A 15,215-nucleotide genomic window follows, 5' to 3' on the forward strand; every position below is an offset into this window, starting at 1 on the left:
ACCATAATTTAATGGTCAATTAATTTTATCGCTGTCTACGATAATCTGTCGGAGTAACACCTTTAATTTCTTTAAATTTCCTGTTGAAGTTGGCTATGGTTCTAAATCCGCATTGTTCCGATATCAGGGATATTGAAAGGTCAGGATTGCTATTGATGAGTTTACAGGCATTTTCAATTCGTATTTCAATCAAAAATTGAAAGAATGTTTTGTTGGTCCGTTTTTTAAAATACCTACAAAAGGAATTCTTGTTCATATGGGCCCTGTCCGCAATTTCTTCCAAAGTAATGGGCTCGTAAAATTTTTCCATGGCATATTCAAATACATTGTTCATGCGTTTTCCCTCGTTGTCCGAATATTTTTTTTTGTAGACAAAGGAAGATAAGGGTGTAGTTTCTGCTGTACTGATCAAACTTATTATCTTAAAAAGTGTAGCTACCCTTTCTATCTTATTTTGATGCCTTAGTTTATTAAATTGATTTGTGATTTTATGTTTCTTGCTAAGCACCTTTAATCCATATTCCGAGTCCTTAAAGAATGCTTTGGTTTCAGCCATATCCGTTAACTCAAAAAAATGCTTTCCAAAGGCGTCCTTTTTAAAAAATAGGGAGCACATGATAGATTCGTCACTTTTGTGGGAATCACTTTTAAAGACATGGGGAATATATCCTCCAATTACCAATATGTCGTTTTCCTTGTATTCGTTTATGGTGTCTGCAACAATAAAAGATCCTGACCCTTTAATGATGAGGCTTATTTGTATTTCCTGATGTTGGTGAAGTTGGCCATAAAAAACCCTTTCCCGATCTTCCTGGTAGATGAGCGCTTCGTTTTTAGGCTTGGGTATTTTAAAGGGTAGTACTTTCAATACTTATTTTGTGCAAAAATTATTTAAAAATACAATATTATACGGTATTTGGGGTAATATAGTTTAATAATTGGCACTTCTGAAAATATTTTGAGTGGACCAGTTTTTGTGTAAAAGAACCACGCCTTAAGAGACGTGGTTTCTTGCTTGTAGTGACCTCGACAGGAGTACCTGCGGTTTTCCTTTGTGCCCCGTTTTGCAAATAAGAAACCCCGCAGCTAACGCTGCTGGTTCTATGTTTACTTCAAAACCTCAAACTGTGTTTGGCTTTTTCCGTAAAAAAAGAACCACGCCTTAAGAGACGTGGTTTCTTGCTTGTAGTGACCTCGACAGGATTCGGAATTTGTATTTAAAATTATATTTTTAGTATATAAATATATTATGAATATGTGTTTTGTGTAATTTTTTGTTGTACTATAGCTGATTAAGAATAGATAATGTTGTGCAAATACCGAGCAGATATATATCTAAATTTTGATATCTAATTTGTATGACATTTTTTTATATATAAATATGGTTATTATTTTATGATCATTAATTGTAATGGATATGTAATTTCTAAAAGCAAAAAAAACTTGAATAAACTTTATTCAGGTTTTTTTGTTTTTTTAATTCCGAACTAAAAATCATCTGGATTATCATAGGTCAATCCCAAGTGGTTCATAATCAAATTTACTTTATCTTCAATCCTATCAAGTTGAGTCATCGCGATCTCTACTTGATCGGGCAGACCAATAAATTTTGTAATGGACGCGACGGATATATTGTGATTGTTTGGAAGATTCAAAGCTTCTTTTTGCGCTTGAATTTCCCCGTCAGTTAACAGAACAGGAAGTTCATTGTGCTTCAAAAACTTGTAGTTTACATTAGGATACACCTTTATAATGTCCTCAATCATTTTATCCGACAAATAGTTTATGCCATTTTTGATATGGAAAATAGCTCCATGGCTTACGCCAACTTTTTTGGATAGGTAGTTGGGTGTTATACCTAAAGCGTTTAATAAATCTACCATTTTCCTGGAATCTTTAACTGTGTCCTTGGACTCGGCCTTCTGTTTTTTCTTCATAATTGCGAAATGTTAAGTTAATACAATGTTAGAATATAAGTACAAATATAGTATAAAATTTATAACAATATAAAACAATAATGAATATAATTATTTTATATGCAAATAGTATCTGTAAATAATAATTGCTGTGCAAATACCGGGCAGATTTTAAGTATAAGCATAAAAAAACCCCTATTTTACTAGGGGTTTCAGTGGAAGTTAGTGACCTCGACAGGATTCAAACCTGTAACCTTCTGAGCCGTAATCAGATGCGCTATTCAGTTGCGCCACGAGGCCATTATAAAAGTTCATTTTTCCCGTTTAACGGGCTGCAAATATATTTCTTTTTAAATTTACCACAAAATTACAGCAACCAAAATAAATGGATTTAAAGAAATATGTTCGGGATATCCCGGATTTCCCGGAAAAAGGAATCTCCTTTAAGGATATTACGCCCTTATTGCAGGACGCTAAGGCCTTGGCGAGCGCAGCCGATGCCCTGTTTGAATTGATCAAAAATAAAAAGGTGGATAAAGTGGTGGGCATGGAGAGTCGTGGATTTTTCTTTGCACCCTTGTTGGCGACCCGTCTCAAAGCAGGTTTTGTTCCAGTGAGAAAACGTGGGAAACTACCGCATCAAATAATTAGTGAGCCCTATGCATTGGAATATGGAACGGATGTATTGGAAATTCACGTAGATAGTATAGTGAAGGGTGAGAAAGTTCTTGTTCACGATGATGTCCTGGCTACTGGAGGTACAGCGAAAGCTGTTTGTAAACTGGTAGAAAAGTTGGGAGGGGAAGTAGTGCAGTGCAACTTTTTACTGGAACTAAAATTTTTAAAGGGGAGGGACAGGTTATCCGGTTATCCTGTTGAGTCCCTTATACAGTATTAATCCAGGGCATTGGTGGTTACTAAGTAGCGCCAACCTATAATTGCCATTTGAATTTTTGTGGCCTTGGAAAGGTCCAGCTGTTTTTTTGAGTAGGATGGTAGAACCAACTTGTTCATTTTTGCCAAAAGTTTAAAGAAAGCCTTTTTCATCCCTTACAATTGTTTTTGGATTGGATCCCAAAGTTAGTCGCCAATGCTAAAATTGTTACAAATATAGGAACTTAGTAGGAATAAGGATGCTTGGTTGTAATCTGATGATTAAAATGTACGGTGAAATGTGGTGCTTCCCCTATAAAGTGTGTTGTAGGCCATAAGATGTTCCTCAAATATTGTGGGTTTTAGAATAAAACGTATTTTTGCGCAAAATTTTAGAGTAATGAGCACAAATAGAACTTTTACCATGATTAAGCCCGATGCCGTAGAGAATGGACATATCGGTGGAATTTTGGACAAAATAACTTCGGCCGGATTCAAGATCGTGGCAATGAAATATACGCAATTGAGCAGAAGGGATGCACAAGCGTTTTACGCAATACATAAGGAACGTCCCTTTTTCGGGGAATTGGTAGAGTTTATGACCAGAGGGCCTATTGTATCGGCTATTCTGGAAAAGGATAATGCCGTTGAAGATTTTCGCGCCTTGATCGGGGCAACAAACCCGGCCGATGCGGCAGAAGGAACTATCCGTAAATTGTTTGCTACCTCCATAGCAGAAAATGCGGTTCACGGTTCCGATAGTGATGAAAATGCAGCAATAGAAAGTGCTTTTCATTTTGCTGGCAGGGAAATATTCTAGGACTATATAGTTTATAGAATTAAAAACCACGCCTTGGGCGTGGTTTTTTTAATTAGGTTGTTTTGTAGGTTTATCTAAGAACAATTTTGGTGATAAGTTCCTTTCCCAATTCTTCGTTCAATAGCTTGATGATTTTGGACTTGCCCAAGCTTAGTTCCTCTCTAAGTACGGATGATGAAAGTGATACAAAAAGGGTGTCGTTCCGTAATTCAATGGCGGTGGTATAGTTGTTGACGCCGTTGCCCATTAGATTTGTCCAGGCTTCCCTTGCGTTAACCCGGTCCATTCCTTTTTGCAGCCTGTTTTCGGAAATAAATTCCTTTAAGGCTTCCCCTAATCGAAGGTTGTCATTTTTTCTTTTGGCCATTATTATTCGAGATTAATGGGTTCAAATTTCTTGTAGTGGTATTTAATATTTTCCTCACCTATAACAGTAAAGGCATTTTCCGAGAGACTTACAATTTTTTCATGCCACTCGCTTAGTTCTGTTTTGTAATTTAAGGTGAAAACTCCTTCGTTTTCGTAAATGGTAAACATTTCGGCATCATTCGAAGTAACATAGGTGCCATTAAAATTTGGCTGTACCTTTTTCCTGAACCCAGCTTGATCCTTCACTTCTATATAATCTATACTGGTATTTACGGGATATTCCTTCTTGGAGCCATCGGGAAAAGTAACTTTTTCAATTTCCCAGTAGCCGTTCAAATAGGGCAAATCCAATTTATCCACTTTATTTTGACAGCCAACCAGGGCTGCTAAGGCAACTATAATATAAGCATATCGCATATTACAACTTAAATATTTTATAGGATTGATGTATTTTTTTAACAACTTCTTCCGTTCTATCGGCATGGGTGTCACTGAGAAATATTTGTCCAAAATTTTCTTCATCCACCAAATTGATGATATGTGCCACCCGATTTTCATCCAATTTGTCAAAAATATCATCTAAAAGTAACAAGGGGGTTGTTCCGGCCTGTTTTTTTATAAAGTAAAATTGGGCCAACTTTAAGGCTATCAGGAACGATTTCTGTTGTCCCTGGCTACCAAATTTTTTAATGGGGTGACCGTCTATTTCAAAGTTAAGGTCATCTTTATGCGTACCTACACTTGTATATTGGAGCGCTTTATCCTTTTCTAGATTCCGATCCAATAAAGTTAAGAGATCGTTGTCCAATAATTTACTGTCATATGTTAAATTTACGGGCTCTTTACCTCCCGAAATAGCAAGATACTGTTCCTTGAATATGGGAATGAATTCTTCCAGGAATTGGGCCCTTTTTTGGAATATGGTACTTCCGTAGTCCTGAAGTTGTTCATTATATATGGTCAAGGTAGTTTTGTCAAATGTCTGGTTAACGGCAAAATACTTTAGAAGGGAATTTCTTTGACTAAGGGTTTTGTTGTATTTGATAAGGTTTTGCAGGTATTCCTTATCGGATTGGGAAATTACACCATCCATAAACTTTCTTCTGGTTTCACTGCCTTCAATGATCAGGTCGCGGTCTGCTGGTGAAATAATGACCAAAGGTAGAAAGCCTATATGGTCCGAGAATTTATCGTAGGCCTTACCATTGCGTTTGATGATTTTTTTCATCCCCTTTTTTAGGCTACAGAGTATCCTTTCCTCCCGGTCATTTTTTTGAAACTCACCATCTATTACGAAAAAATCCTCTTCGTGCTTTATATTTTGGGTAGCAACAGGGTTAAAGTAACTTTTTCCAAAGGAAAGATGGTAAATGGCGTCCAAAACATTGGTTTTGCCTACCCCATTATGGCCCACTAAACAATTTATTTTGGCATCGAATTCAAAATTTTCGGAAGCAAAGTTCTTGTAATTAATAAGTGATAATTTCTTTAGAAACATTCTGGCTTGTAAAATATTTGTTTTTAATCCTCCCTGAAACTATAAAATATCCAAAAATAACGAATAAATACCCGTTCGGTTTTGGATAAAAACTTTATTTTTGCGCGATTAATAAGATACAAAAATGGCAACATACAAGAAAAGAGGTTTTAAACCAAAAAACAAAGAAGAGGAAATTTTGTTGGATGAGCAGGAAAGCACAACAGCTGAGGTATTTAGTTCTTTGGATGAAGGAGCTTCCAAATCTGAGGAATGGGTTTCCAGAAATCAAAATTATATTCTTGGTGTAATTGGGGTAATTGCCGTTGCCGTTTTAGGTTATATGGCGTATTTTCAGTTTGTGGAAAAGCCAAAGGAAGCAAGTGCTGCGAATGAAATGCTATACCCCCAACAATATTTTGACCAAGCATTATCGGCTACAACCGAAAAGGATTCTTTATTTACCCTTGCCTTGAACGGGGCAGAAGGTAAATATGGGTTTTTGGATATCATTGAAGAGTACAATGGCACTCCTGCAGCCAATTTGGCCAAATATTCTGCTGGGATGGCATTTTTGAATATGCAGAAGTACGATGAGGCCATCAAGTATTTGGAAGGATTCTCCTCTGACGATTTAGTTTTGGGAGCCTTGGCCAAAGGTGGATTGGGAGATGCTTTCTTACAGTTAAATCAACCCAAGGATGCTTTGGGGTACTACGAACAAGCTGTTTCCCATAGTGACAATGACTTTACAACGCCTAAATTCCTATACAAAGCGGGTGTTACAGCCTTGGAATTAAAGGAAAATACAAAGGCGCTTAAATATTTCCAGAGAATTAAGGATGATTATCCCAGCTCTGATGAAGCTAGGACTATAGATGCGTTTATAGGTAAGGCAAAAATTAATTAGGATGGCTACGGCTAATAAAAATTTATCGGCTTACGATAAAACAACAATCCCAAGCGCGAAGGATCTTCGGTTTGGGATTGTTGTTTCAGAGTGGAATGACGTAATTACGGAAGGACTTTATGAGGGGGCTATGGAGGCGCTTTTGGATTGCGGTGCCTTATCGGAAAACATTGCTCGTTGGAACGTACCAGGAAGTTTTGAGCTTCCTTTTGGCGCCAAAAAAATGTTGGAATCCATGGAATTGGACGCCGTAATTGCTATTGGAAGTGTAATTCAGGGGGAGACCAAGCATTTCGATTTTGTCTGTAGTGCTACTGCACAAGGGATTATGGATTTAAACGTAAGGACCCAAGTACCGGTTATTTTTTGCGTCCTAACGGACAACAATATGCAGCAGGCCATAGATCGTAGCGGTGGCAAACACGGCAATAAAGGTGCCGAGGCTGCTATAGCGGCCATAAAAATGGCAAGCCTAGGCTAATTCATATTATTTTCTTTGTTGAGTCTATTGGTCTTGATGAAAAATAGGCGTCTTTCCCTTAATTGTTAACATTTTTTGGCAAGGGATTTAAGGCATGTTTTTTGTTTTTGAGTAACTTTGAAACAATAAGGATTATGGGAAAGTTTTCAAAATTACGCAAAAACAAAAAGTTCAATTATACACCTCGCTACTACGATGACAAAGGTGAAGGGAATCCGTATAAAATAGAACATAAACTGGACAAATTTAGACCTACTATGGATGGCCGTAGCGGGCTTAAAGGTAAGTTTGGTAGGGCTATGGACGATTTAAAACGATCCGGAAGCCAAAATCAAAAATTTAGAACCCTTATAATAATCGCTGTCCTGATTCTTATTTTTCTTTACATCATAGATTTCGATCTATCTATCTTTATAACTCGATAATGGCAGATATTATTAAGCTTTTGCCAGACCATGTTGCCAATCAAATTGCTGCAGGGGAAGTTGTTCAACGTCCGGCCTCCGTAGTAAAGGAGCTTATGGAAAATGCAATAGATGCAGGAGCCTCTACCATAAAACTGGTGGTGAAGGACGGGGGAAAAACACTTATTCAGGTAATAGATGATGGTGTTGGAATGAGCGTAACCGATGCCCGACTAAGTTTTGAGCGTCATGCTACATCCAAGATTCAAAAAGCGGAAGATCTTTTTCAGTTGAACACCAAGGGTTTTAGAGGGGAAGCCTTGGCCTCCATTGCCGCTATTGCCCATGTGGAAATGCAAACAAGGACAGCAGAGGATGAAGTGGCAACGCACATAAAGATAGAGGGGAGCAAGATTATCTCCCAAGAGGTAACCGTGGCACCGAAGGGGACATCCATGATGGTGAAGAATTTGTTTTTTAATATTCCGGCCAGACGGAATTTCCTTAAATCCAACAATGTGGAACTGCGTCATATTTTGGATGAATTTCACAGGGTGGCCTTGGCCCATTCAACTATCAATTTTCATTTTTACAACAACGGTAGTGAATTGTTCAATTTGCCCATATCCAACAGTAGACAGCGTATTGTGAACATTTTTGGGGCCAAGACCAATGAAAAGTTGGTGCCTGTAAATGAAGACACACAAGTGGTTCAAATAAGTGGATATATAAGTAAGCCCGAATTTGCAAAAAAGAGTAGGGGAGAGCAGTTTTTCTTTGTAAATAATAGGTTTATAAAAAGCCCATACCTGCATCACGCTATTTTGGGAGCTTTTGATGGACTCATAAAGAAGGAGAACCATCCTGGTTATTTCCTGTATTTAACCGTGGATCCGGGCTCCATCGATATCAATATCCATCCTACGAAAACGGAAATTAAGTTTGATGACGAGCATACACTTTATGCTATTTTAAGGTCCACCGTGAAGCATAGTTTGGGACAATTCAACGTAATCCCGTCCTTGGATTTTGAGCAGGACCAGAATCTGGAAACGCCATATAACTACAAGGATAAATCGGCAGAATTACCTAGAATCAATGTGGATTCCAGTTTTAATCCTTTTAAGGAGGGTTCGGAAAACGGAACTGCACAGAGACCCAATTATCAAAAACAGAATACCAAAAGCTGGGATGGTTTATATGTTGGAATGGAATCCAATATAGGGAAGAATTCTGGGTTTAGTAGTGTAAGCTTCGAATCCGACACCATTACAGGTTCTATTTTTGATAATAAAAAGGAGACCATTGACACAGGTACGACCACTTTTCAATTAAGAAGAAAATACATTGTAACCACCATAAAATCAGGGATGGTGGTCATAGACCAAAGTAGGGCCCATCAAAGGGTGCTCTATGAAAAATTTTTAAAGAACATAACCATCAAAGAGGCGGTTAGTCAACAACTGTTATTTCCCTTATCTTTGACATTTTCCAAATCCGATTGCGCTATTATTGAGGAAATTCAAGATAGCTTAACAACGGTTGGTTTTGTTTTTGACAGCATTGGTGAGGAAGAGGTTACGGTCACAGGGGTTCCTTTATCCGTCCCAGAGAGTGAGGTAGGGATAATTCTAGATCAGTTGATTTCGGACTATCAACAAGATTTTGTGGTTGATGGCTTTTCACAGACCGATATACTGGCAAAAACCTTGGCCAAATCATTATCGGTAAAAACTGGAGAGATATTGGACGGCGATTCCCAGTTGGCCCTGGTAAACGATTTATTTGCCTGTAAGGAATCTGGGGTAAGTCCTTTTAATAAGCCAATATACGTTACCATCACTGAGGACGATATTGATAAAAAATTTATATAAATGGGTAGGATTACGGACGCAGTAAAGCATTTGATAATTATAAATGTGTTGTTTTTTGTGGCAACTCAATTATACGGGGATCAAATGTACCAATGGTTTTCCCTTTGGTTTCCTAAAAATGGGAATTTTGAGTTTTGGCAGGTAATATCGCACATGTTTATGCATGGTGGGTTTATGCATATTTTGTTCAATATGTACGCCTTATGGGCCTTTGGTTCTCCATTGGAGCGTATGTGGGGGAGGAATAAATTTTTCTTTTTTTATTTTTCGGCAGGAATTGGCGCAGCCTTGATACATACAGGAGTTAATTACTATTATTTTAATCAAGGGATGGAGGCGTTGATAAGCGCCGGTATTCCCAAGGAACAGATAATGGAAATCATTACTGGTGGCCAATACAGTCCCAGTTGGTATGACGTGGCCTCCAAGAGTACCATAGATAATTTTTTAGGTGCCTTTAATACCCCCGCGGTTGGAGCATCCGGTGCCATCTACGGTGTTTTGGTGGCCTTTGGAATGTCCTACCCCAATAGTGAACTTTTTTTAATGTTTATACCAGTGCCGGTAAAGGCCAAGTATTTTATCCCTGTATTAATTGGGCTTGACTTGTTTTCTGGGGTAACGGGGTATTCAATTTTTGGAAATGGAATAGCGCATTTTGCACATGTGGGCGGGGCATTGTTCGGGTTCATTATGATGTGGTATTGGAAAAAGAATCAGTTTAACAACAATCGCTGGGACAGATAATGGGCAATCAGAACATTAGGTATTATTACAACAGGTTAAATATTGCAGAAAGACTTATAGTCATAAATGTGGCGGTATTTATCCTGAGTGGATTGCTAAAGATATTGTTCGGTTTCTCCGGGGACAGCATTATTGGTTGGTTTGAGCTTCCCAAGGATTTTTTTCATTTTCTTACCCAGCCATGGTCCATTGTTACCTATTCGTTTTTTCATTCCGGATTGGGCCATATTTTTTGGAACATGTTAATGCTCTATTTTGCAGGTAGGATTTTTTTGAACCTTTTCGACAATCGGAGGTTTCTCAATGTGTATTTTTTAGGGGTAATCCTTGGCGGATTGATATTCTTATTGAGTTATAATATATTCCCCGCCCTATTGGGTATAAATACCTCCTTGATTGGTGCTTCTGCCGGGGTCACAGCTGTACTGATATTTGTATGCTCCTATTTGCCAAATCAGGAGGTACGCGTTATTTTTTTCAATGTTAAACTATGGCATATTGGGGTCTTTGTAGTACTGTTGGATCTTATTCAAATTTCAATGGGAGGCAATGTAGGTGGCCGATTGGCTCATTTGGGAGGTGCCGCTTTGGGGTATTTTTATGCACGACAGCTTATTGGAGGCAACGATATAGGTAGCGGATTTGCCAAGTTTTTGGATGCCATTGCCAATCTATTTAAAAGCAGTGAAAAAAAAGCTCCCTTAAAAACGGTTTATCGCAAAGATAACCGTGGTGGTGCCAAAACGGACAATTATGATAAAGAAAGTAGGCAACGTAAAATAGATGCTATTTTGGATAAGATTAGCAAGTCCGGTTACGAAAGTCTTTCCAAGGCGGAAAAGGATTTTTTATTTAAGGCAGGAAAAGAATAAATTGTGAAGAACCTTAATTTTATTGATAAATTCCTGTTCTTCATAAATGCAATTTTTGCACTTCTGTTGTTTATTTCCTGTTTTGTACCGCAAATCTCGGTGACACATTTTGCTTATTTTTCAATTCTGAGCCTCACAGTGCCCCTTTTGGTACTTTTTAATTTGCTTTTTGTGGCGTATTGGCTGTTTAAAAGAAAGCGCCAATTATGGTTGTCCACGGTTGTTTTGATTATGGGCTATTTCTTATTGGGAAACTTTTTCAGGTTTAAATTGGCCGAAGAGGAGGTCAAGGAAATGGATCTCAGTATTATGAGTTATAACGTAAGGGCTTTCAATAGATACGATTTACTGAATGATCCGTCGGCAGAAGGACGTATAATGGAGTTTATTTCCTCTGAAAATCCAGATATTTTATGTATTCAGGAATTTAGCCGTATCAAGGATAGTCAGCTTAAGAAGATGTATCCCTTTAATTATTTTACTAGATATAAATCTAGCGAAAAGAGGTCCACTCAAGCAATTTATTCGAAATATCCCATAATCAATAGTGGATCTTTGGACTTCCCTGATAGTGGAAATAATGCCATATTTGCGGATATCGTTGTGACTAAGGATACCTTTAGGTTGTACAACCTTCATTTGGAGTCACATAAGATCATCCCCAGTGTTAGTCGATTGTCAAATGAGCCCAAGGGGAGGTTGTTGAAAAGGTTAAGTAAATCTTTTGCCAAACAGGGAGAGCAGGCGCATTTGGTTCAGAAACACATAGAGGCCACGCCCTTCAGGAAAATTGTATGTGGCGATTTTAACAATACCCAGTTTTCCAATGTCTATAAGGTGATCACAGGGGATATGAACGATTCCTTTATGGAACAGGGAACTGGATATGGCAGGACCTTTAATTTTAGATATTACCCGCTTAGAATAGACTTTATCCTGGCCGATGAAGCTTTTGAGATTACGGCCCATAAAAATTTCGATATAAAACTATCGGATCATTTTCCGGTAATGGCAGCTATTAAAATAGACACTGAATAACTTGTCTCTCGGATAATATATATCCTAACTTTTCCACCTTTTCTCCTGTCTGCTATTATGGCTAGGAATTGTCCCAATCCCCCAACCAATCGTTAAAATATTTTTTTGGCAGTCTGTTCCTCCGTGGTAACCCCTGGAGGCAATTCTATTATTTTAAAATTTCTAAACTGTATTTCGGCACCTTCAGACTCCAGGCATAAGTAGCCTTTTTTGATAGACGACTTGCTTATACCATTTACAAATTTTCCATTTACGGAAAGTTTTATGGTTCCGTCCACACAAACAACTTTGTAACTGTTCCACTGGCCTTTGCCAAGTGCCCTGTTTTCAATAGATTTACTTCTAGTGCCCCTTGGGTTGTCCGGTAGGGTAATTACCCCGCCCACACCAAAAAGTTCTCCGTGTACATATGCTATGGGAGGTTTTACCCCGTCACGTATATTTTGATTTACCCAATCCAATTCCAGCATTTGCACTTCCACCCCTCCTGGTAAGCGATCCTTTTCGCCTGGTATGGCATCACTCCAAACAAACACTCCAGAATTTCCACCGGCTTCCATATGTCGCCACTCTACCAACATGATAAAGTTCTCATATTGTTTTTCAGATCGCATAACACCTATGGGGAGACCGGAACAAATAAGTAAGTCCTTTTCTTTTCGCCAAGTGTCCGGTGCTGTATTTACATTGATCCAATTGATGGGTTTTTCCTTGGCCTTTTCATTGTTGGCCAATTGTTCCAAAGTGGTTTCGGAACCAAAGCTTATCGGATGGCTCTGGGCTAAACTATATAGACTGGTTCCCAGGGAAAATAACAGGCAAAGGTGTGTAAAAGTCTTCATTTGAGTGTTTGTTTTTGTGTTGAATGTATGGATTGCCTTGATGTATCATTCTATTGTGACCTGTTGTGCGTTTGCATTTGGTTTGGAGAAATTATACAAATTTAGTTTTACCGGGAACGGCCACAGGGGGCGTGGGCCATTTTAGGTCCCAATTATATTCATCCACTTTGGGACCTAGGATTTCTTGTGAATTAAAAGCTTGTTCCCAACTAATGGTCTGGCCTGTGTAACCAACCATACGGGCCCAAATAGCCAACATGGTGCTGGTGGCCATCCATTCGCCATTGTTGATCGGATTACCGCTTCTGATGGATGCAAAAAGTTCATCGTGTTCTGTCTGGAACATATTGTTTCTTTCACCCCCATAGGTCCATTTGTTCTTTCCCGTTATTTCATATCTACGACCAATATGTACTATGGCACTGCCTTCGCTACCAAATACTTCAACACTGTTTTTGTGCGAAGTATCGCTTTGTTGTCTAGTAAAATGATACCCTTTTGCACCATTTTCGTATTCGAACTCCACGGCAAAATGATCAAAAATATTGCCGTATTTTTTGTCTACCCTAACTTGTCTCCCGCCTGTTCCGGTGGCACTTATGGGCATTTTGTCTCCCATTACCCAAGACATCATATCCAAACTATGAACGGCCTGTTCCACTACAAAATCGCCGGACAACCAATTATAATAATACCAGTTGCGCATATTGTATGCCATATCGGTCCAGTCCGGTTGCCGGTCCTTGTACCAAGCTTCCCCGCCATGACGGAAAGTGGTAACGGTCCTAATATCCCCTATGGCACCGTCCAAAACGCGACCATATATGGCCCTATTGGGGTAGTCATACCTAAAACAGAATCCGGATACCAGGGAAAGGTTCTTTTCTTTGGCTATTTTGGCTGCAGCCAGCACTTTGTGCACACCAGGTGCATCCACTGCCACTGGTTTTTCACAGAAAACATGCTTTCCGGCATTTACTGCTGCCGTAAGATGGTCTGGTCTAAATGCCGGTGGCGTTGTTAATAGCACAACGTCTACACCGGACTCAATTACCCTTAGATAGGCATCGAATCCTATAAATTTGTTTTTATCCTCTACTTTTACTTTGTTTCCAGCAACCTGTATTAGCGCAGAATGTGCCTCTTCCAGGCGATCTTCAAAAACATCGCCCATGGCATAGAGGACTGCATTGGGGTCGGCTTCCAAGGCCTGGGCAGCAGCTCCGGTTCCCCGTCCGCCACATCCCACCAAACCAACCTTTAGCGGGGAGTCTTTGTATGTGTTTGTAGCTCCAAAGGAAATAGTGGGATATGTTAACGACCCCCCTATAATTGCCATGCCGGATTTCTTTATAAAATCCCTTCTTCCAGGGGTGGTGGAAATAATAGATTTACGATCTTTCATTGTATTGTTGTCAATTAGATTTAGCCTTGATAAAAGAATTTACAAAATAGCAATAATTTTCTTAAGTGCTTAAACGGACTTTTTCCGGTTTTTAATTTGGGAGTCCTATTAATGGGAGCATCAAGGACGGTAGAAGGATTAATTAACCGTATATGGAAAAAGCAGGTGGATATGCATTGTGACGGTAAGTTTTCTGAATAGGGAAAATAGGGGGGCTATGGACATTACATTAAATAGCAGTCTACAGTATCTGCCAATATGTGTATTAAAAAGGCAATTCCGAGGACCCTGGTTTTTGCGAAAAATAGTAATAGGAAATAACTGGCAATGGCCCAATACGTATGTAAGGGATGAAAGTTGATGCTACAACGGATCGGGTCAAAAATTGGATCTGCCCATAGATGATCCAGATCCAAAATAATTCCGGCCAATAGTATCAATGTTATTTTTAGGCGGTGTTCCTTAAAGAAGACCAGACCAATAATGATTGGAAGTATAAAATGAATGCCATAATGCAAACAAAACCTAAGCATGGGTCAGGGTTAGGTTCAAATTTTTTAGATAGGTTAAGGTATTGGTACCTTCATTGAATAAAAGGTCCAAAATACTTAAATTAGGAATAAAGTCATTTCTGTCCCCAAATACTTGTACATATGGTGGTTGTTGAAATGGCAGCTTTGTCTTGGAATTGATCAAAGCCCTGCCATCAATTTTGTCCGTAGCACCAACCTCAAAGACTTCAGTCCTGGCCAAAGGCATTTTAATTTGCAAACATTTGCATATGGTCTCGATTGTTTTTAAGTTAAAATCCATTAAGGAGGGGAAGGTATTGTGGTACAATGGAGCAATATCGTCTTCGTAGAACTCGAAGAAAGGAGAGGTCCTATAAGCGGTTTCCAAGGTTCGCCAATGTTGTCTCTGCCAAGGATAATCGTTGTCTATTTTTACATTACGGTACTTTTGCTTCCCTTTACTGTTACGCAGGTGTTTTATGGGTATAGTGAGCATGTGTATACCTAAATCTGTGCATATATAACACCTGTTGCGAAAGGTTTGCTTTTGAAAATTGTCCATTACTTCCCAGCAAATATCATTTTGAACAATAGCGGCAAAATTGGCGATATTGGGAAAATAACTTGGATGAAGTAGAAGGGACATAGTTCCTGTGATTGATCAATGTAAAAAAA

Annotated in this window: 19 protein-coding genes and 1 tRNA gene; 9 read left to right on the forward strand and 11 right to left on the reverse strand. The window is 38.8% G+C overall.

The window, feature by feature from the left end:
• Positions 1–25: 25 nt before the first annotated feature.
• The 3 genes from C7972_RS08345 to C7972_RS08355 all read right to left on the reverse strand — a co-directional run bounded on the left by C7972_RS08345 (position 26) and on the right by C7972_RS08355 (position 2,216).
• Positions 26–868: an AraC family transcriptional regulator gene (locus tag C7972_RS08345; RefSeq protein WP_110355747.1), complete on the reverse strand. Its 843-nt coding sequence runs from the start codon at positions 866–868 to the stop codon at positions 26–28.
• Between the two features lie 619 nt (positions 869–1,487).
• The gene (locus C7972_RS08350; protein ID WP_110355748.1) at positions 1,488–1,937 is read right to left on the reverse strand and encodes a helix-turn-helix transcriptional regulator; all 450 of its coding nucleotides are present in this window, start codon (positions 1,935–1,937) and stop codon (positions 1,488–1,490) included.
• Between the two features lie 205 nt (positions 1,938–2,142).
• Positions 2,143–2,216 (reverse strand) — tRNA-Arg (locus C7972_RS08355).
• A gap of 85 nt (positions 2,217–2,301) precedes the next feature.
• Here C7972_RS08355 and C7972_RS08360 point away from each other — a divergent pair.
• On the forward strand, positions 2,302–2,814 hold the full coding sequence (locus tag C7972_RS08360) for an adenine phosphoribosyltransferase (protein WP_110355749.1): 513 nt from the start codon (positions 2,302–2,304) through the stop codon (positions 2,812–2,814).
• On the opposite strand, the gene C7972_RS08365 is transcribed toward C7972_RS08360, so the two are convergent.
• Positions 2,811–2,963: an SsrA-binding protein gene (locus C7972_RS08365; RefSeq protein WP_110355750.1), complete on the reverse strand. Its 153-nt coding sequence runs from the start codon at positions 2,961–2,963 to the stop codon at positions 2,811–2,813. The genes C7972_RS08360 and C7972_RS08365 overlap by 4 nt on opposite strands.
• A gap of 226 nt (positions 2,964–3,189) precedes the next feature.
• Between C7972_RS08365 and C7972_RS08370 the strand changes: the two genes are divergently transcribed.
• Positions 3,190–3,609, forward strand: a complete 420-nt coding sequence (locus C7972_RS08370) for a nucleoside-diphosphate kinase (protein ID WP_110355751.1) — start codon at positions 3,190–3,192, stop codon at positions 3,607–3,609.
• 70 nt (positions 3,610–3,679) lie between these two features.
• Here the strand turns inward: C7972_RS08370 and C7972_RS08375 are convergent, their stop codons facing one another.
• The 3 genes from C7972_RS08375 to recF are packed head-to-tail and all read right to left on the reverse strand — an operon-like array spanning position 3,680 to position 5,476.
• Positions 3,680–3,976: a DUF721 domain-containing protein gene (locus tag C7972_RS08375; protein ID WP_110355752.1), complete on the reverse strand. Its 297-nt coding sequence runs from the start codon at positions 3,974–3,976 to the stop codon at positions 3,680–3,682.
• 2 nt (positions 3,977–3,978) lie between these two features.
• Positions 3,979–4,395 carry a lipocalin family protein gene (locus tag C7972_RS08380; RefSeq protein WP_110355753.1) on the reverse strand — a complete coding sequence of 139 codons (417 nt, stop codon included), beginning with the start codon at positions 4,393–4,395 and terminating at the stop codon, positions 3,979–3,981.
• A gap of 1 nt (position 4,396) precedes the next feature.
• Complete coding sequence (recF, locus tag C7972_RS08385) at positions 4,397–5,476, reverse strand: DNA replication/repair protein RecF (protein WP_110355754.1); 1,080 nt, start codon at positions 5,474–5,476, stop codon at positions 4,397–4,399.
• 124 nt (positions 5,477–5,600) lie between these two features.
• Between recF and C7972_RS08390 the strand changes: the two genes are divergently transcribed.
• The 7 genes from C7972_RS08390 (at position 5,601) to C7972_RS08420 (ending at position 11,781) form a co-directional block, all read left to right on the forward strand.
• Positions 5,601–6,365 carry a tol-pal system YbgF family protein gene (locus tag C7972_RS08390; protein ID WP_110355755.1) on the forward strand — a complete coding sequence of 255 codons (765 nt, stop codon included), beginning with the start codon at positions 5,601–5,603 and terminating at the stop codon, positions 6,363–6,365.
• A 1-nt stretch (position 6,366) separates the two neighbouring features.
• Positions 6,367–6,846, forward strand: a complete 480-nt coding sequence (gene ribH, locus C7972_RS08395; RefSeq protein WP_110355756.1) for a 6,7-dimethyl-8-ribityllumazine synthase — start codon at positions 6,367–6,369, stop codon at positions 6,844–6,846.
• 134 nt (positions 6,847–6,980) lie between these two features.
• A complete protein-coding gene (locus tag C7972_RS08400; RefSeq protein WP_110355757.1) occupies positions 6,981–7,271 on the forward strand; it encodes a riboflavin synthase subunit beta in 291 nt (96 codons plus the stop codon).
• Positions 7,271–9,124: a DNA mismatch repair endonuclease MutL gene (gene mutL, locus C7972_RS08405; protein ID WP_110355758.1), complete on the forward strand. Its 1,854-nt coding sequence runs from the start codon at positions 7,271–7,273 to the stop codon at positions 9,122–9,124. The genes C7972_RS08400 and mutL overlap by 1 nt, the downstream gene beginning before the upstream one ends.
• The gene (locus C7972_RS08410; protein ID WP_110355759.1) at positions 9,125–9,871 is read left to right on the forward strand and encodes a rhomboid family intramembrane serine protease; all 747 of its coding nucleotides are present in this window, start codon (positions 9,125–9,127) and stop codon (positions 9,869–9,871) included.
• Complete coding sequence (locus tag C7972_RS08415) at positions 9,871–10,743, forward strand: rhomboid family intramembrane serine protease (RefSeq protein WP_110355760.1); 873 nt, start codon at positions 9,871–9,873, stop codon at positions 10,741–10,743. The genes C7972_RS08410 and C7972_RS08415 overlap by 1 nt, the downstream gene beginning before the upstream one ends.
• Positions 10,744–10,746: 3 nt before the next feature.
• Complete coding sequence (locus C7972_RS08420) at positions 10,747–11,781, forward strand: endonuclease/exonuclease/phosphatase family protein (RefSeq protein WP_110355761.1); 1,035 nt, start codon at positions 10,747–10,749, stop codon at positions 11,779–11,781.
• 92 nt (positions 11,782–11,873) lie between these two features.
• Here C7972_RS08420 and C7972_RS08425 read toward each other — a convergent pair whose 3' ends face one another.
• From C7972_RS08425 to C7972_RS08440, 4 genes are all read right to left on the reverse strand, one after another.
• Positions 11,874–12,623 (reverse strand): DUF1080 domain-containing protein, encoded by a 750-nt coding sequence (locus C7972_RS08425; RefSeq protein WP_110355762.1) that lies wholly within the window; start codon positions 12,621–12,623, stop codon positions 11,874–11,876.
• A 91-nt stretch (positions 12,624–12,714) separates the two neighbouring features.
• On the reverse strand, positions 12,715–14,028 hold the full coding sequence (locus tag C7972_RS08430) for a Gfo/Idh/MocA family protein (protein WP_110355763.1): 1,314 nt from the start codon (positions 14,026–14,028) through the stop codon (positions 12,715–12,717).
• Positions 14,029–14,252: 224 nt separating this feature from the next.
• On the reverse strand, positions 14,253–14,561 hold the full coding sequence (locus C7972_RS08435) for a DUF6122 family protein (protein ID WP_110355764.1): 309 nt from the start codon (positions 14,559–14,561) through the stop codon (positions 14,253–14,255).
• On the reverse strand, positions 14,554–15,186 hold the full coding sequence (locus C7972_RS08440; protein ID WP_110355765.1) for a WbqC family protein: 633 nt from the start codon (positions 15,184–15,186) through the stop codon (positions 14,554–14,556). Before C7972_RS08440 ends, C7972_RS08435 begins: the two co-directional genes overlap by 8 nt.
• Positions 15,187–15,215: the final 29 nt, after the last annotated feature.

The organism is Arenibacter sp. ARW7G5Y1 (assembly GCF_003201775.1).
Lineage (GTDB): Bacteria > Bacteroidota > Bacteroidia > Flavobacteriales > Flavobacteriaceae > Arenibacter.

Bases quoted from the DNA above. Each gene is read 5' to 3' on its own strand.
- C7972_RS08350 (WP_110355748.1), bottom strand. From the start codon at position 1,937: ATGAAGAAAAAACAGAAGGCCGAGTCCAAGGACACAGTTAAAGATTCC.
- C7972_RS08360 (WP_110355749.1), top strand. From the start codon at position 2,302: ATGGATTTAAAGAAATATGTTCGGGATATCCCGGATTTCCCGGAAAAA.
- C7972_RS08365 (WP_110355750.1), bottom strand. From the start codon at position 2,963: ATGAAAAAGGCTTTCTTTAAACTTTTGGCAAAAATGAACAAGTTGGTT.
- C7972_RS08370 (WP_110355751.1), top strand. From the start codon at position 3,190: ATGAGCACAAATAGAACTTTTACCATGATTAAGCCCGATGCCGTAGAG.
- C7972_RS08375 (WP_110355752.1), bottom strand. From the start codon at position 3,976: ATGGCCAAAAGAAAAAATGACAACCTTCGATTAGGGGAAGCCTTAAAG.
- C7972_RS08380 (WP_110355753.1), bottom strand. From the start codon at position 4,395: ATGCGATATGCTTATATTATAGTTGCCTTAGCAGCCCTGGTTGGCTGT.
- recF (WP_110355754.1), bottom strand. From the start codon at position 5,476: ATGTTTCTAAAGAAATTATCACTTATTAATTACAAGAACTTTGCTTCC.
- C7972_RS08390 (WP_110355755.1), top strand. From the start codon at position 5,601: ATGGCAACATACAAGAAAAGAGGTTTTAAACCAAAAAACAAAGAAGAG.
- ribH (WP_110355756.1), top strand. From the start codon at position 6,367: ATGGCTACGGCTAATAAAAATTTATCGGCTTACGATAAAACAACAATC.
- C7972_RS08400 (WP_110355757.1), top strand. From the start codon at position 6,981: ATGGGAAAGTTTTCAAAATTACGCAAAAACAAAAAGTTCAATTATACA.
- mutL (WP_110355758.1), top strand. From the start codon at position 7,271: ATGGCAGATATTATTAAGCTTTTGCCAGACCATGTTGCCAATCAAATT.
- C7972_RS08410 (WP_110355759.1), top strand. From the start codon at position 9,125: ATGGGTAGGATTACGGACGCAGTAAAGCATTTGATAATTATAAATGTG.
- C7972_RS08415 (WP_110355760.1), top strand. From the start codon at position 9,871: ATGGGCAATCAGAACATTAGGTATTATTACAACAGGTTAAATATTGCA.
- C7972_RS08425 (WP_110355762.1), bottom strand. From the start codon at position 12,623: ATGAAGACTTTTACACACCTTTGCCTGTTATTTTCCCTGGGAACCAGT.
- C7972_RS08430 (WP_110355763.1), bottom strand. From the start codon at position 14,028: ATGAAAGATCGTAAATCTATTATTTCCACCACCCCTGGAAGAAGGGAT.
- C7972_RS08435 (WP_110355764.1), bottom strand. From the start codon at position 14,561: ATGCTTAGGTTTTGTTTGCATTATGGCATTCATTTTATACTTCCAATC.
- C7972_RS08440 (WP_110355765.1), bottom strand. From the start codon at position 15,186: ATGTCCCTTCTACTTCATCCAAGTTATTTTCCCAATATCGCCAATTTT.